Origin of the sequence: Citricoccus sp. CH26A, from assembly GCF_000224415.1 — a bacterium.
GTDB lineage: Bacteria > Actinomycetota > Actinomycetes > Actinomycetales > Micrococcaceae > Citricoccus.
Genome location: NZ_AFXQ01000014.1, coordinates 1 through 15,392, shown reverse-complemented (window position 1 = coordinate 15,392; position 15,392 = coordinate 1). Strand labels below are relative to the sequence as shown.

Here is a 15,392-nt window from a genome sequence, read left to right as displayed (position 1 = left end):
TGTCGCGCTCGCAGCCGGGCCGGCGTCGGGACCCTCACCACGGCCCCGCCCTGCACGCATCGTCAAGTGTCCTGCCCCCACGGCCAAGACCCCGGCGCATGCGGCACGGCATGCTGGGTGACCATCCTCGCTGATCCCCCATCAGCACCGGCACCCGTTCCGGATCCCCCCGGATGACCCAGGAGACGACATGTCCCAGTCCACCACCACCCGGAAGCACGGGGACTCCGTGCACCCCGGTCCCGAGGCACAGCCGGCCGACGACGGCCGCCTCGGCGCCCGCCGAATCGGCATCCCGGCGCTGGTCTTCATGATCATCGCGGCCTCGGCACCACTGACGGTCATGGCCGGCGGCGTGCCCAGCAACTTCGCGGTGACCTCGCTGGTCGGGATCCCGCTGTCCTTCCTGGTGCTCGGGGTCGTGCTGGTGCTGTTCTCCATCGGCTACGCCGCGATGAGCAGCCACGTGCACAACGCCGGTGCCTTCTACGCCTACATCGCCAAGGGCCTGGGCAAGCCCGTGGGCGTGGGGGCCTCGCTGGTGGCGGTGGTCGCCTACAACTGCATGCAGATCGGCATCGCCGGGTTGTTCGGTTTCGCCCTGTCCTCCTTCCTGGAGGGCACGGCCGGGATCTCGCTGCCGTGGTGGGTGTGCGCCCTGGCCGCCTGGGTGGTCGTGGGCGTGATGGGCGTCAACCGGGTGGACCTCTCCGCCAAGGTCCTGGGCATCGTGGTGGCCGCCGAATTCCTCGTGGTCATCGTCTACGACGTGCTGGCCCTCGGCACGGCTCCCGAGGGCGTCACCGCCGACGGGCTGGTCCCGGACCAGCTGTTCGCCTCCGGCATCGGTGCGGCCCTGGCGTTCTCGATCGCCGCCTTCATGGGCTTCGAGTCCGGGGCGATCTACAACGAGGAGGTCAAGGACCCCAAGCGCACCGCCGGGATCGCCACGCTGATCGCCATCTCGGTCATCGCACTGTTCTACGGCTTCTCCGCGTGGGCGATGGTGGTGGGCGAGGGAGCCTCGAACGTCATCGCCCGCTCCCAGGAGTTCGGACCGGACCTGATGTTCGTGTTCTTGGCCGAGCACGCCGGGGAGTGGTTCGTGACGCTGGCCAACCTGATGTTCATCACCAGCCTGTTCGCGGCCCTCGTGGCCTTCCACAACATCGTGGCCCGGTACTTCTTCGCCCTCGGCCGCGAGCGCGTCCTGCCCGGCGTGCTGGAGCACACCGGTGCCCGTTCCGGGGCGCCCGTGGCCGGCTCCCTGGCGCAGTCGGCGCTGGCCCTCGTGGTCATCCTCGTCTTCGGGCTGGCCGGCGCCGGCTCCGACGACCCCCTGTTCCCCGTGCTGACCCTGTTCACCTGGCTGACCAACATGGGCGCCTTCGGACTGGTGCTGCTGATGGCCCTGGCCTCGATGGCCGTGGTCGGGTATCTGCGGCGCCTGACCGGTGAGTACTCCGTGTGGACCCGGCTCATCGCCCCGGGCCTGGCCGCGATCGGCCTCGTCGTCCTCTTCGTGCTGATCGTGGTGAACTTCAACGTCCTGATCGGCGCCGAGGGCGTCACGGTCCTGAGCTGGCTGCTGCCGGCCATCGTGCTGGTGCCCGGCCTCTTCGGCACCCTGTGGGCCTGGTGGCTGCGGGCCGAGCGGCCGGCGACCTACCGCGGCATCGGGCAGGGCGGTGAGCTGGACTGACCTGATCCTGCCGACAGCCTGAACCGCACCATCGCCTCCCCGACCCTGAACTCCTGAGGAAAGGACCTCTCATGACCACCGAGACCACCACCGCCGCCGACCTGACGACCTACGAGAACCTGCTGTCCGCCATCTCCGCGCCCGAGGGACAGGGGGTCCCGATGAGGGACCCGGCCACCGGGGCCGTCGTCGGGCGCGCTCCGCAGCATGCGGAGGCGGACCTGGACGCCGCCGTGGAGATCGCCCGTCAGGCCCAGCGGGAGTGGGCGGCGAGGTCCCACGCCGAGCGCTCGGAGCTGCTGAACCGCGCCGCCGACGCCGTGGAGGCCTCCGCGGAGGCACTGGCCGAGCTGCTCTCCCGTGAGCAGGGCAAGCCGCTCAACGGCCCCAACGCCCGGTTCGAGGTCGGGGCCTGCGCCGGGTGGCTGCGCGCCACCGCCGGGTTCGAGATCGAGCCCGAGGTACTGGTGGACGATGAGTCCGGCAAGGCCGTGCTGGAGTACGTGCCGGTGGGTGTGGTCGGGGCGATCGGGCCGTGGAACTGGCCGATGATGATCTCGGTCTGGCAGATCGCCCCGTCGCTGCGGATGGGCAACACCGTGGTGCTCAAGCCCAGCGAGTACACCCCGCTGTCCGTGCTGGGCCTGGCCGCGGTGCTGAACCAGGTGCTGCCGGAGGGTGTGCTGCAGGTGGTGCCCGGCGGCGGGGAGCTCGGGGCGGCGTTGACCGCGCACCAGGACATCGACAAGCTGATGTTCACCGGATCGACCTCCACCGGCCAGGCGATCATGCGTTCGGCGGCGGACACCCTGAAGCGGCTGACCCTGGAGCTCGGCGGCAACGATGCCGGGATCGTGCTGCCCGACGCCGACCCCGAGGCGATCGCCGAGGGCCTGTTCTGGGGGGCGTTCATCAACACCGGCCAGACCTGCGCGGCGCTCAAGCGCCTCTACGTGCACGAGTCGCAGTACGACCAGGTGTGCGAGGCGCTGGTGGACGTGGCCAAGAAGATGCCGATGGGCGTGGGCATGGACGAGCAGAACGTGCTCGGCCCGCTGCAGAACAAGGCCCAGTTCGACATCGTCTCCTCACTGGTCGACCAGGCCCGGGCGTCCGGGGCTCGGATCCTGACCGGCGGGGACCCGGAGGCGGACCAGGCCGGGTACTTCTACCCCACGACGCTGGTGGCGGACATCGACAACGACAACCCCCTGGTGGCCCAGGAGCAGTTCGGCCCGGCGCTGCCGATCGTGAAGTACTCGGACCTGGATGAGGTCATCGACTGGGCCAACGCCCTGGAGGTCGGGCTGGGCTCCTCGGTCTGGGGCACCGACCTGGAGGCGGCCCGTGCGGTGGCCGCCCGGCTGCAGGCCGGCACCACGTGGATCAACAAGCACGGCGCGATCGACCCGCGGGTGCCCTTCGGCGGGGTGAAGAGGTCCGGGTACGGCCTGGAGTTCGGCCTGGAGGGCCTGAAGTCCGTGGCCCTGCCCAAGGTCACCAGCTGGTGAGCTGAGTCCCGCCGGCTGGGCAACCCGGCCGCGCGACACCAGGAGTGGGATTCGTCGGCTATGAACCGCGTCTTGGCCGACGAATCCCACTCCTGACGCGTGTCCGTGGACCGAGACCGCCCTACCGCTTGCGGTACAGCGCCTTGCGCTGGAACCTCGGTTCAGAGGTGACGAGCGCGCCGAGGGAGCGGAAGATGTCCTCGTCCACGGTGCCCAGGATGGTGGTGGTGTGCACGTTGCAGCCGGCGAGGTTGCGCAACTCGGCCACCGCGCGCCGGGCGTTGTCGTCATCGGCCGCGGAGACGGACAGCGCGATCAGCACCTCGTCCGTGTGCAGGCGCGGGTTGCGCGAGCCCAGGTGCTGGGTCTTGAGCGTCTGGATCGGCTCGATCGCCTGGGGGGAGAGCAGGTGCACCGCGTCGTCGATCCCGGCCAGGTGCTTCAGCGCGTTGAGCAGCATGGCCGCCGAGCAGCCCAGCAGGTCGGAGGTCTTGCCGGTGATGATGGTGCCGTCGGCCAGCTCGATCGCCGAGGCGGGCTCACCGGTGCCTTCCTCCACGGCCAGGGCGGGCCCGACGACGGCTCGGTCCTCGGTCTTGCACCCCGCCTTGGACATCACCATGGCCACGCGCTGGGAGACCGTGTCGTCCAGGTCGTTGATCCGCTCGTCCACGAGGGCCTTGTAGTAGCGGCGGATGATCTCCTGGCGGGAGGCCTCGCGGCACACGGCATCGTCCACGATGCACTCCCCGGCCAGGTTCACGCCCATGTCCGTGGGGGAGGCGTAGGGGGAGGCCCCGGTGAGCTCCTCCAGCAGGGTCTTCATCAGCGGGAAGACCTCGACGTCCCGGTTGTAGCTGGTGACCTGCTCGCCGTAGGCGGCCAGGTGGTAGGGGTCGATCAGGTTGACGTCGTCCAGGTCGGCCGTGGCGGCCTCGTACGCCAGGTTCACGGGGTGTTCCAGCGGCAGGTTCCAGATGGGGAAGGTCTCGAACTTGGCGTAGCCGGAGGAGATGCCCCGGGCGTGGTCGTGGTACACCTGCGACAGGCACGTGGCGAGCTTGCCGGAGCCCGGGCCCGGTGCGGTGACCACGATCAGGTCCCGCGAGGTCTCGGAGTACTCGTTGGCGCCGAAGCCCTGCTCGGAGACGATCCGGCGGGTGTCCTGCGGATACCCGGGGATGATGCCGTGCCGGGCGACCTCCAGGCCGAGGCGCTCCAGCCGTTCCCGGAACGCGTGGGCGATGTGGTTCGACTCCTCCAACTGGGTCATCACCACGTGCTCCACCAGGAATCCGCGCTCGCGGAACACGTCGATCAGCCGCAGCACGTCGTCCTCGTAGGGGATGCCGAGGTCGGCCCGGACCTTCTGCCGCTGAAGATCCTTGGCGTTGATGCAGATGAGGATCTCGACCTCGTCCCGCAGCCGCTCCAGCATCGCGATCTTGTTGTCCGGGGTGAAGCCGGGCAGCACGCGGGAGGCGTGCAGGTCGTCGAAGAGCTTGCCGCCCATCTCCAGGTAGAGCTTGCCGCCGATCTGTTGGCGTCGCTCGTGGATGTGGTGCGACTGCAGTTCGATGTACTTCTCGCGGTCGAAGCCCACGGGGCGGGCCGGACCGGTGCCGGGTACCGCGGGCCGGGGCGGGCCGGCGTCGTTCCCTGCCCGGGCAGCCGGATCGGAGGGGTGCTGGGCGGGGCTGGAGGACGAGGCGGTCACGCGGACACGCTAGCACCGGGCGGGTGCGCGTGGAGGGGTGGCGGGCTCAGCCGGTCCTGGGCCGGTCGATCGCGAGGACCTCGCCCAGGGTGCCCCACTCGTTGCGCCCCAGCCGGGTCAGCGGGTCCAGCCTGCCGGCCAGCGGCAGGCTGCGGCCCCGGGCATCCGTGCTGAGCGTGTCCGTGTCCACCGAGACGTGGACGACGTTGCCCAGCACCAGGAAGTTCCCGCCCACGGGGATCACCCGGTCCAGGGTGCACTCCATGACCGCCGGGGAACCGGCCACCCGCGGCGGGTCCACCACCACGGACTCCTCCCGCCCGATGCCCGCCGCCTCGAACTCGCTGACCTCGGGGCCGTAGGGAGCCGAGGTCTGGTTCGCCTGCTCGAACTGGGCCCGGGAGACCAGGGAGATCGTGAACTGGCCGGTGGCCTCGATGTTGTTCAGCGAGTCCTTGCGCGTGGTCGAGGAGAACAGCACGATGGGCGGCTGCTCCGAGGCCATCGTGAAGAACGAGTGCGGGGCCAGGTTGGGGATGCCGTCGGCGGACAGCGACCCGACCCAGGCGATCGGCCGCGGGATGAGGATCGACTTCACCAGCAGGGTCGTCTCCCGGTCACCCAGCGCCGCGGGGTCGAACTCAGTGCGCCGCGGGGCGGGGGCGGTGCTCGCGTCGCCGCTCGGTTCAGTGCCCGGGGCGCTGTTCGATCCGGCGTTCGGTCCGGGGCTCGGCTCGGTGCTCATGGGCCCAGTCTGCCGCACTCCCGGGGACCGCGGGCCCCGGTGGGGCCGGGCTGTGGACGGCTGGTGGCGGTCGGCCGGTGCACCGGCCCGCACTCCACAGCGGGCCGGCGCGCCGGGCCCGTCCCCACGCCCCGGGGCCGCCCACCGCCGACGCCACCCGGCTCCCTAGCGTCGGAGACGTCACCATCCCGTTCGTCCAGGAGGACAGGCATGAAGACCGGTCACGGTGCCCCGCCGCCGCTCATCGAGATCGTCCAGACGCCGGTGCCGGTGCTGCCCGGCGGCGCTGCCACGCTCCCGGTGCCCGTGCCGAACCAGGAGGCGCTCTGCCACCATGCGGTGCGGGCGGCCGGGTCCATCGTGCCGGACGAGTCCCTGGTCTGGTTGCTGGAGACGGCGGTGGCCCAGCTGCACCAGGTGGTGGAGGAGCTGGGCCGGGTCGGGGCCGGCACCCGTCAGGTCGCCGAACGGGTCCAGGCGCTGGAAGCCATCGACTGGGAGTCCCCGGCCGGCGCCGCCTTCGCCGCGCGCAGCCGACGGCTGCGTGTCCGCGCCGAGCACCTCGCCGCCACCGCCGAGGAACAGGTCGTCCTGGGGCGCACGGCGATCGATGACCTGCACCAGCGGATCGGCAGGCTCCGGTCCGAGCTCGCCGCGGCCCGCGCCGTGCTCGCCACCGCCGCGGCGTTGGGGGTGTGCTGATGGAGCGGCACTCCGCCGGAGTGGGTCGGCCAGGGCTCCTGGAGGGCGTGCGGGACGGGACCGTGGAGGAGCGCACGGGGCAGGTCCCCGCGCGAACCCCTGCAGGACCCTCGTTCTCCGTCCGGGGCGGCCCCACGAGCATCCACGCGAACCTGGACGAACTGGAGCGGGGCAGCATGCTGCTGGCCGCGGCGGCTGCGGAGTCGACGGCGCTGGCCCTCCGGGCCGCCGGGTGGGGATCGCTGCTGACGGTCGCCACACAGCAGAGCCCCCTGGCCGGTGCCCTGGGGGCACGCACGGCCGAATTGTCGTCCGGGCTGTTGGCCGTCGGCACGGAGGCGGAGGTGCTGGAACACGCGGTCGGGTTCTCGGTGCGGTCCTACCGGGAGGCGGAGGACCGGGCGCGGCGGGCGTTCCAGGACGTCGCCGGAATCCCCGCGTTCGTCCTGGCGGTGGGGTTCGCCGCGGGGGCCGGCCGCTGCCCGTCCCCCTCACGGACCTCGCGATCCAGGGTGCTCCGGACGTCGTGGCCGCGGTGCTCGGGGCCGCGTCCGGTGGGCTGGCCACCGGTTTCTGGATCACCTCCGATGTCACCGGTGTCCTGGCCCGTGACGACGCCCGCTCCGGTCCACTGACCGGTCCGGAGCGGTTGTATCCGCTGATCGCCACGGGTGGGATCCTGGCCGGGCTGGTCCAGATCGGCCCCGTGAGGGTCCACTCCGTGGGGAAGGCGACGGTCGAGTACCGGATGGACGGCTCCCTCACCGGCCTGATGGAGCAACTGGACCACACCCGGGAGGACGTCTCCGGGCCCGGTGCCGTGCAGGTCACCCGTGTCTCCCCGGACGCGGAGGACGCCCCGGAACGGGTCTGGCTGGTCGCGCTCCCCGGCACCCAGGGCGGGGACTACCGGGACGCGGCCGGCTGGTCCACGAACGCCTTCGACATCAGCGGCAATGCCGAGGCGATGACCTTGGACTCCCAGCACGTGGCGAGGGGAGTCCAGGAGGCCCTCGCGGCCGCGGGGGCCCGGCCGGGTGACGCCGTGGTGCCCATGGGCTACAGCCAGGGCGGCATCCACGCCGCCCGCCTCGCTGCCGACCCCGGGCTCGCTGAGGTCTACGACATGCAGGGCCTGGTCACCATCGGCTCTCCGACCGGGGAAATCGCGCTGGACCAGGACATCGAGGCGCTGCACCTGGAGCACGACCAGGACGTCGTCGCCGGGCTGGACGGACGCGGAAACCCGCAGGGCGCCCATCGGACCACCGTGACCTTCTCGGGGTACGCGGAGGGGGCGGAGCCGGACGAGAGGACCACGTCGAGCGCCCACGAGTTCGGCAACTACCGCGCCCACGTCGCCCGGCTCGAGGGGCGGGACGCTGTCGCGGGCCCGGACGCCGACCGCCTGGTCCCGGCGCAGGAGCGTCTCGCCTGGCTCACCACCGGAACGGCCGTCTCCCGGACGGTCACCCTGGAGCGGACGCGTCCGGGAAGCCCGCGCAACCCCCTGGGTGCGGGCCTCGGCCACCCGTCCAGGCCGCTGGCGCCCTTCCCGTCCACCGGGATCGCAGACTCCGTTCGCCCTGCGGCTCCCGGGCCGTGACCACCGGCGTCACCCCTCGCCGCCACCGGGACGCGGTACTGCCGACGACTTCTCTATAGGCTGGTCCTGCGCCCCTTCCCTGACGTCGACGTGAGTGATCGTGATGGACGTGGCAGACACTGCCCTGCATGGCCTTCCCGCCGAGGATGCCCTCCGCCGCCTCGACTCCACCCGGCACGGGTTGTCCGTCGGCGAACGTTCCGCGCGGTTCACGCGCCACGGGCCCAATGACCTGGAGACCGCGCGGCCCGACCCTCGCTGGCTGACGCTGGTGAGGCAGTTCGGCAGCCCGATGATCGTCTTCCTGCTCGTCGCCGCCGTCGTCACGGCCTTCATGCGGGAGTGGATCGACACCGGCGCCATCCTGCTGGCACTGGTCCTCAACGCGGTGATCGGCTATTGGCAGGAACGCAAGGCCCTGCGCGACGTCCAGGCCCTGCGGTCCCTCAGCAGCCCGACGGCGCGGGTCCTGCAGGACGGCCACGCACTCCAGGTGGACGCGGTCACGCTGGTACCGGGTGATGTCTTGCTCCTGGAGTCCGGGGACCGTGTCCCCGCCGACCTGCGACTGCTCGAGACCAGCGGGTTGCGGGTGGACGAGTCGATGCTGACCGGTGAGGTCCTGGCGGTCGACAAATCGACGACGCCCGTGGACGCGGACACGCCCCTGGCGGAACGGTCCTCGATGGCGTTCTCGGGCACGCTCGTGGTCGCGGGTCGGGCCGTCGGACTCACCACGGCCACGGGCCGCCACTCCGAGCTGGGTGAGATCAACGAACTCGTCCAGACCACCGATACCCGAACGCCCCTGCAGGTCCTGACCCACCGGATGGAGAAGATCATCGCCGCCGTCATCCTGGGCGTGGCGGCGGCCATGTTCCTGGTGGGCCTGGGGTTGGGCTATGAGCCGAACGAACTGTTCCGCACGGCGGTGGCCCTCATCGTCTCGGCCATGCCGGAGGCGCTGCCGATCGTGCTCACGGTGGCGATGGGCGTCGGCGTCTCGCGGATGGCCGCCCACCACGCGGTGGTGCGGCACCTGCCCAGCGTGGAGACCCTGGGGTCGACGACGGTCATCGGATCCGACAAGACCGGGACCCTCACCCAGAATCGCCTCACCGTGGAACGGATCTGGACGGCCGACGGCGACCGTGACCTCACGGGCGAGGGAGCGACCGAGCGGGCGGCCGGTGACCTCAGCGGACTCGAGCGCGCCGTGGCACGTGCCGGGGCGCTGACCAATGAGGCCAGGGTGAAGGACCCGTCCACCGGCGAACTGCACGGCGATGCCGTCGACGTCGCCATGGCCTCCTTCGCCCTGCGCACCGGCGTCGTCGGAACCGCGGACCTGGCCATCACGCCCGAGCGGCACATGCCCTACGAACCACATCATCAGTTCTCCCAGTCGGTCGTCACCGGGCCCGACGGCGCCCGGACCCTCTACGTGAAGGGGGCACCGGAGAAGGTCCTGGAGTTCTGCGACCGGTGGGCCACCGCCTCGGGTCCGCAGCCGCTGGACGCGGCGGCCGCGGACACCGTCAACGCGGCCAGCGTGCGGATGGGAGCCGAGGGGTTGAGGGTCCTGGCCACGGCCAGCCGACCGGTCCCCGACGGTGAGGACCTGCCCGAGGAACTCCCCCGGCCCCGTGGGCTGGACCTGCTGGGGCTTGAGGGCATGGCCGATCCACCGCGCCCCGGCGTCCCCGAGTCCGTCACCGCCTGCCAGGACGCCGGGATCAGGGTCATGATGATCACCGGCGACCATCCCGTGACGGCGTCCTCGATCGGTCGGAGGCTTGGTCTGGACGTCGGATCCGGTGCAGCGCCGCTGACCGGGCGGGAGGTCGACGAGCTGGGTGACGACGAATTGCGCGAACGGCTGCGCACCACCTCCGTCGCCGCTCGCATGACCCCGCAGAACAAGCTGCGCATCGTGGAACTGCTCCGCGAGGAGGGCGAGACCGTGGCGGTGACGGGGGACGGGGTCAACGACGCACCCGCCCTCAAGGTGGCCTCGATCGGGGTGGCCATGGGGCGCTCGGGAACGGACGTCGCACGCGAGTCGGCCGACCTGGTGCTGACGGACGACAACTTCGTCACGATCGTCCAGGCGGTGGAACAGGGACGGGTGACCTTCGCGGCCATCCGCAAGGCCAGCTTCTTCCTGCTGGCCAATGCCACGGGGTTCATGCTGGCAGTCGCGGTCAACCTCTTCACGGACCATCCGCTGATCTTCCTGCCGGTGATGCTGCTCTGGACCAATATCGTCACCAACGGCGTCCAGGACATCGCCCTGGCCTTCGAGAAGGGTGAGGGGGACGAGTTGCGGCAGGAACCACGCGACCGGACCGAGGGCGTGCTCAACGGGACCATGTGGGTGCGCACCGTGCTCACCGGCGTGTGGATGGCCGCGGGCACCCTGCTCGTCTACAGTCACGCGATCGACACCGGGTACGCCGTTGACCACGCGCGGACCTATGCGCTGACGACCATGGTGATGTTCAACTTCTTCAACGTCATGAACGCCCGTACCGAGCGGCGCTCACTGTTCCAGGTCAACTTGGTGGGCAACCCGCTCCTGGTCATCTCTGCGATCGTCGCCCTGCTGATGCACTGGGGCGTGATGAGCTGGGGTGCCTCCGCCGGCGTCCTCGGTCTCGCGCCGCTGACCGGGCTCGAGTGGGGGACCTGCATCCTGTTCGGCTCGACCGTCCTCGTCCTGGTCGAGGTGGAGAAGCTCATCCGCCGCCGGCTGGCCACCGCGGGCCGGGACGTGTGACCGCCTCAGTCCCGGCTGCCCGGCGTGAGCATCCCCAGGACGCCGTTGGCCAGCATCGAGACCACCGAGATGATGATCGCGGCGAAGACCGCGGTCCACCAGAAGGAGTCCACGGTGACCTGCATCGGCATGTAGGAGGTGAGCCAGACCGTCAGCATCAGCATGCCAGCGTTGATGATGATGGTGAACAGCCCCAGCGTCAGGCAGGTGATCGGGATCGACAGGAACGAGATGACCGGCTTGACCACCGCGTTCACGGCCCCGAAGACCAGGCCGATCACCAGGTAGGCGATCACCAGGTTCAGGGTGGGGTCACCGGTGTCGGCGAGGGTCCCGCCGGGGATGACCTCCATGCCGGGCAGGAGCCAGGTGGCCACCCACAGGGCCAGGGCGTTGACGATGACGCGGAGCAGAAACCTCATGTCCACATCGTCCCATGCCACCCTGTGGCCCGGATATGCGTCCGCGTCCCCAGCGCCGATCGGACGGTGGCGCCCTCGCCCGAGGGCAATCTGTCCGGGCGGAAGGGAACGATCAGGCGATCTGTCGGGACTTCGGGAGGATCCGAGGCCGATTCGTCCGCGCCGGGACTAGTCTGGTGATCCATGAACGAACCGCATCCGATCCGCCCGCGTCCGGTCCTGGGCAGGCTCCCCGCCTACGCCGCCGGGAAGCCTCCCGCACCGGTGGAGGGGCTGGTCTCCTACAAGCTCGCCTCCAACGAGAACCCCTACGGGCCCGTTCCCGCGGTGCGCCGGGCCGTCGAGCGGTTCGACGCGATCGCCCGCTATCCGGACCCGCTGTCCACCGCGCTGCGGGAGCGGTTGTCCGCCCACCTCGGCGTGGCCGCCCAGGACATCGTCACGGGCGCCGGTTCCCTCGGCGCGCTGACCCAGATCATCACCACCTTCGCGGGGACCGGTGAGGACGGCACCCCGGACGAGGTGATCTTCGCCTGGCGCTCCTTCGAAGCCTACCCGATCGTGGTGCGCTCCTCCGGGGCGCGGGACGTCCAGGTGCCGCTGACCGCGGACTTCCGCCACGACCTCGAGGCCATGGCCGCGGCCATCACCGAGCGCACCCGCGTGATCCTGCTGTGCACGCCCAACAACCCGACCGGCCCGGTGCTGACCACCCGGGAAGTCGAGGACTTCCTGGCGAAGGTGCCCCAGCACGTGCTCGTGGTCATCGACGAGGCGTACCAGGAGTTCGTCCGCCAGCCGGACGCCGTCGACGGCCTCGACGTGTTCTCCCGGCACTCGAACGTTGCCGTGCTGCGGACCTTCTCCAAGGCCCACGGCCTGGCGAACCTGCGCGTGGGCTACTCCGTGACCCATCCCCACGTCACCCAGTACCTGCGGGTGCTGGCCACCCCGTTCGCGGTCTCGTCGCTGGCCGAGCAGGCCGCGATCGCCTCGCTGGACCACCTCGAGGACGTCATGGAACGCGTGGACATCGTGGTCGCCGAGCGGCAGAAGATGGTGGCCGGGCTGGCCGAGGCCGGCTGGAGCGTGCCGGAGACCCAGGCCAACTTCGTCTGGCTGGACCTGGGGGACCGGACCCCGGGTTCGTGGAGGCGGCCGCCCGCCAGGCGCTGTCCGTGCGGGGCTTCGGCACCGAGGGCGTGCGCGTCTCCGTCGGCGAGCGGGAGGCCAACGCACGGTTCCTGCAGCTGTGCCGGGAGTTCGGGGCGCCCTCGGACGGGCAGTAGCGGACCTTCGCAGAACGCGCGCATATGCCGGTCCGGGTCTAGGCTGGACCGGGACCGACGCCGGGTGCGTCGGCATGGAAGGAGTTCTCCGTGCACCATACGCCGACGTCACCGGCTCCGGCGACCGAGCTGCCGGAAGGAGCCGTCCGCCTGCTGGACGCTGACGGGACCCTGCACGAGGACGCCCGGTTCACGCCCTACCTGGCGGACCTGACCGAGGACACGCTACAGCGCATGTACCGGTTGATGGCCACCGAGCGCCGCGTGGACCAGGAGGGCACCTCCCTGCAGCGCCAGGGGCAACTGGCGCTGTGGGTCCCCGCCGTCGGCCAGGAGGGTGCCCAGGCCGGGGCGCTGACCGCACTGCGCGAGGACGACTGGATCTTCCCCACCTACCGCGAGCACCTCTTCGCCCTGGGCCGCGGCGTCACCCCGGGCCAGCTCCTCGCCCTCTTCCGCGGCGTCGCCCACGCCGGCTGGGCCGCCGAGGACCACCGGATGCAGCCCTACACGCTCGTGCTGGCCGCCCAGGCCCTGCACGCCACCGGCTACGCCTGGGGCATCTCCCGGGACCAGGCCGGCTGGGACGCCGAGCGCCGCCGGGCCGAGGGGCAGGTCGTGCTCGCCTGCTACGGGGACGGTGCCTCCTCCGAGGGCGACATCCACGAGTCCATGGTCTTCGCCGCCAGCTACGACCTGCCGGTGGTGTTCTTCTGCCAGAACAACCAGTGGGCCATCTCGGTGCCCGCCGCCACCCAGACCCGGGTGCCGCTGGCGAGGCGCGCCGCCGGCTACGGCTTCGAGGGCGTCACGGTGGACGGCAACGACCCGCTCGCCATGCATGCCGTGACCGCCTGGGCCGCCGAGCAGGCCCGCACCGGGGCCGGTCCCGTGCTCATCGAGGCGCACACCTTCCGCGGTGGCGCCCACACCACCGCGGACGACCCCACGAAGTACCGCACCCGGGCCGAGGAAGAGGCCTGGGCCGCCGTCGACCCGCTGGCCCGGCTCGAGGCGCACCTGCGGGCCACCGGCGCCGCGGGGCCCGACCCGGACCGCTTCTTCGCCGACGTGGCCACGGAGGGCGAGGAGCTGGCGCGGCGCACCCGCGAGGCCGTGCTGACGATGACCGGGGACGCCGTCGCCCCCCTGGACACCGTCTTCGAGACCGTCTACGCCGAGGCCCACCCGCTCGTGGCGGAGGAGCTGGCCTGGCACCGGCAGTGGCAGGCCGGCTTCGCGGACACCGAGGTGGAAGGAGACCGCTCATGACCACGGACACCACGACGCCGGCCGGGGCGGTTCCCGGTACGGCCGCCGGACCCGCGCCGGTCACCGGGGCCGGGACCGCCCTCGAGACCCTGACCATCGCCAAGGCCATCAACCGGGCCCTGGCCGATGAACTGGCCGCGGACGAGAAGGTCCTGCTGATGGGCGAGGACATCGGCTCGCTCGGCGGGGTCTACCGCGTCACCGAGGGGCTGAAGGCCCGCTTCGGCGCGGACCGGGTGGTGGACTCCCCGCTGGCCGAGTCCGGCATCATCGGCACCTCGATCGGCCTGGCCCTGCGCGGCTACCGACCGGTGGCGGAGATCCAGTTCGACGGCTTCGTCTTCCCGGGCTTCAACCAGATCACCACCCAGCTGGCCAAGATGCACGCCCGCACCCGCGGCGCCGCCACGGTCCCGGTGACGATCCGCATCCCCTACGGCGGCGGCATCGGCTCGATCGAGCACCACTCCGAGTCGCCCGAGGCGCTGTTCGCGCACACCGCGGGCCTGCGGGTCATCACCCCGTCCAACGCCCACGACGCCTACTGGATGACCCGCCAGGGGATCCGGTCCCAGGACCCGGTCATCATCTTCGAGCCCAAGCGCCGGTACTGGCTCAAGGGCGAGGTCGACGTCTCCGCGGACGGCCACCGCGGGGTGTCCGCCTTCCAGGCGCAGGTGGTCCGCGAGGGCACCGACGCCACGATCGCCGCCTGGGGGCCGCTGGTGCCCGTGGCGCTGGCCGCCGCGAACGCCGCCGCCGAGGACGGCCGGTCGATCGAGGTCATCGACCTGCGCTCCCTCTCGCCCGTGGACTTCGACGCCCTGCAGGCCTCGGTGGAGAAGACCGGCCGGATGGTCGTCACGCACGAGGCCCCGACCTTCGGCGGCCTCGGCGGGGAGATCGCCGCCCGGTTGATGGAGCGGTCCTTCCTGCACCTCGAGGCCCCGATCCTGCGCGTGGGCGGGTTCCACCTGCCCTACCCGCCCTCACGCGTGGAGGAGCAGTACCTGCCGGACCTGGACCGGATCCTCGACGCCGTGGACCGCACCTTCGCCTACTGACCCCGCGCACCGAGCCTGCCCGCCGAACCCGACCACCGGGCCGCGCGCAGCATCGCGCACCGCCCCGCCTGCCGAACCGAGAGACTGCCGGAGACCACCATGGAGACCTTCAACCTGCCGGACGTCGGCGAGGGACTGACCGAGGCCGAGATCACCGAGTGGAAGGTGGCGGTCGGGGACACCGTGGCGGTCAACGACGTCCTCTGCGAGATCGAGACGGCCAAGTCGCTGGTGGAGCTGCCCAGCCCCTACGCCGGCACGGTGGCCGAGCTGATGGTCCCCGTGGGGGAGACCGTCGCCGTCGGCACCCCGATCATCGGCATCACCACCGGCGCCGAGGCGCCCCCGTCCGGCGGGGACGGTTCCGCCGAGGTGGAGCAGGAGATCCCGGACGCCCGGATGCCCGCGCCCGGTGACGGGACGGACACCCAGGAGGAGGACGAGGACGGTCCGGCGCCCCGCCCGGGGGTCGGCGAGGAGGCCCCGGTCCCGGCCGACGGCGGCGTCCCGCGCGCCGGCACCGGTGCCGGCCCGGCCGGGGGATCGGGGGGCCGCGCTGACCGGTTCCGGCCCCAAGGCCGAC

The 15,392-nt window shown here is 71.5% G+C and carries 12 protein-coding genes and 1 pseudogene; 10 read left to right on the top strand and 3 right to left on the bottom strand.

Annotation, left to right across the window (positions count from 1 at the left end):
* Window positions 1-190: 190 nt before the first annotated feature.
* The gene (locus CITRI_RS0109685) at window positions 191-1,702 is read left to right on the top strand and encodes an APC family permease (protein ID WP_010144582.1); all 1,512 of its coding nucleotides are present in this window, start codon (window positions 191-193) and stop codon (window positions 1,700-1,702) included.
* A 71-nt stretch (window positions 1,703-1,773) separates the two neighbouring features.
* Window positions 1,774-3,213 carry an aldehyde dehydrogenase family protein gene (locus CITRI_RS0109680; RefSeq protein WP_010144581.1) on the top strand — a complete coding sequence of 480 codons (1,440 nt, stop codon included), beginning with the start codon at window positions 1,774-1,776 and terminating at the stop codon, window positions 3,211-3,213.
* A gap of 121 nt (window positions 3,214-3,334) precedes the next feature.
* On the opposite strand, the gene CITRI_RS0109675 is transcribed toward CITRI_RS0109680, so the two are convergent.
* Together CITRI_RS0109675 and CITRI_RS0109670 are read right to left on the bottom strand one after the other, a co-directional pair.
* A complete protein-coding gene (locus CITRI_RS0109675; RefSeq protein WP_029139197.1) occupies window positions 3,335-4,816 on the bottom strand; it encodes a DUF1846 domain-containing protein in 1,482 nt (493 codons plus the stop codon).
* Window positions 4,817-4,976: 160 nt separating this feature from the next.
* Window positions 4,977-5,675 carry a flavin reductase gene (locus CITRI_RS0109670; protein ID WP_010144578.1) on the bottom strand — a complete coding sequence of 233 codons (699 nt, stop codon included), beginning with the start codon at window positions 5,673-5,675 and terminating at the stop codon, window positions 4,977-4,979.
* A gap of 210 nt (window positions 5,676-5,885) precedes the next feature.
* Between CITRI_RS0109670 and CITRI_RS0109665 the strand changes: the two genes are divergently transcribed.
* The 4 genes from CITRI_RS0109665 (at window position 5,886) to CITRI_RS0109650 (ending at window position 10,762) form a co-directional block, all read left to right on the top strand.
* Window positions 5,886-6,377 (top strand): hypothetical protein, encoded by a 492-nt coding sequence (locus CITRI_RS0109665; RefSeq protein WP_010144577.1) that lies wholly within the window; start codon window positions 5,886-5,888, stop codon window positions 6,375-6,377.
* Window positions 6,377-7,012: a hypothetical protein gene (locus CITRI_RS19645; protein WP_157998923.1), complete on the top strand. Its 636-nt coding sequence runs from the start codon at window positions 6,377-6,379 to the stop codon at window positions 7,010-7,012. The genes CITRI_RS0109665 and CITRI_RS19645 overlap by 1 nt, the downstream gene beginning before the upstream one ends.
* Window positions 6,904-7,983 carry a hypothetical protein gene (locus tag CITRI_RS18455; RefSeq protein WP_010144575.1) on the top strand — a complete coding sequence of 360 codons (1,080 nt, stop codon included), beginning with the start codon at window positions 6,904-6,906 and terminating at the stop codon, window positions 7,981-7,983. Before CITRI_RS19645 ends, CITRI_RS18455 begins: the two co-directional genes overlap by 109 nt.
* 103 nt (window positions 7,984-8,086) lie before the next feature.
* Window positions 8,087-10,762: an HAD-IC family P-type ATPase gene (locus tag CITRI_RS0109650; RefSeq protein ID WP_141566053.1), complete on the top strand. Its 2,676-nt coding sequence runs from the start codon at window positions 8,087-8,089 to the stop codon at window positions 10,760-10,762.
* Window positions 10,763-10,767: 5 nt separating this feature from the next.
* Here the strand turns inward: CITRI_RS0109650 and CITRI_RS0109645 are convergent, their stop codons facing one another.
* A complete protein-coding gene (locus CITRI_RS0109645; protein ID WP_040386248.1) occupies window positions 10,768-11,184 on the bottom strand; it encodes a phage holin family protein in 417 nt (138 codons plus the stop codon).
* A 183-nt stretch (window positions 11,185-11,367) separates the two neighbouring features.
* Between CITRI_RS0109645 and CITRI_RS17235 the strand changes: the two are divergent.
* From CITRI_RS17235 to CITRI_RS20220, 4 genes and pseudogenes are all read left to right on the top strand, one after another.
* Window positions 11,368-12,473: pseudogene (locus tag CITRI_RS17235) on the top strand (histidinol-phosphate transaminase).
* Window positions 12,474-12,563: 90 nt separating this feature from the next.
* Window positions 12,564-13,745 carry a thiamine pyrophosphate-dependent enzyme gene (locus CITRI_RS0109635; RefSeq protein ID WP_010144570.1) on the top strand — a complete coding sequence of 394 codons (1,182 nt, stop codon included), beginning with the start codon at window positions 12,564-12,566 and terminating at the stop codon, window positions 13,743-13,745.
* Entirely contained in the window at window positions 13,742-14,809 is a 1,068-nt protein-coding gene (locus CITRI_RS0109630) for an alpha-ketoacid dehydrogenase subunit beta (RefSeq protein WP_010144569.1), read from the top strand. Before CITRI_RS0109635 ends, CITRI_RS0109630 begins: the two co-directional genes overlap by 4 nt.
* 99 nt (window positions 14,810-14,908) lie before the next feature.
* Window positions 14,909-15,392 (top strand): biotin/lipoyl-containing protein (locus CITRI_RS20220; RefSeq protein ID WP_010144568.1); only part of this gene is annotated, 484 nt, incomplete at its 3' end.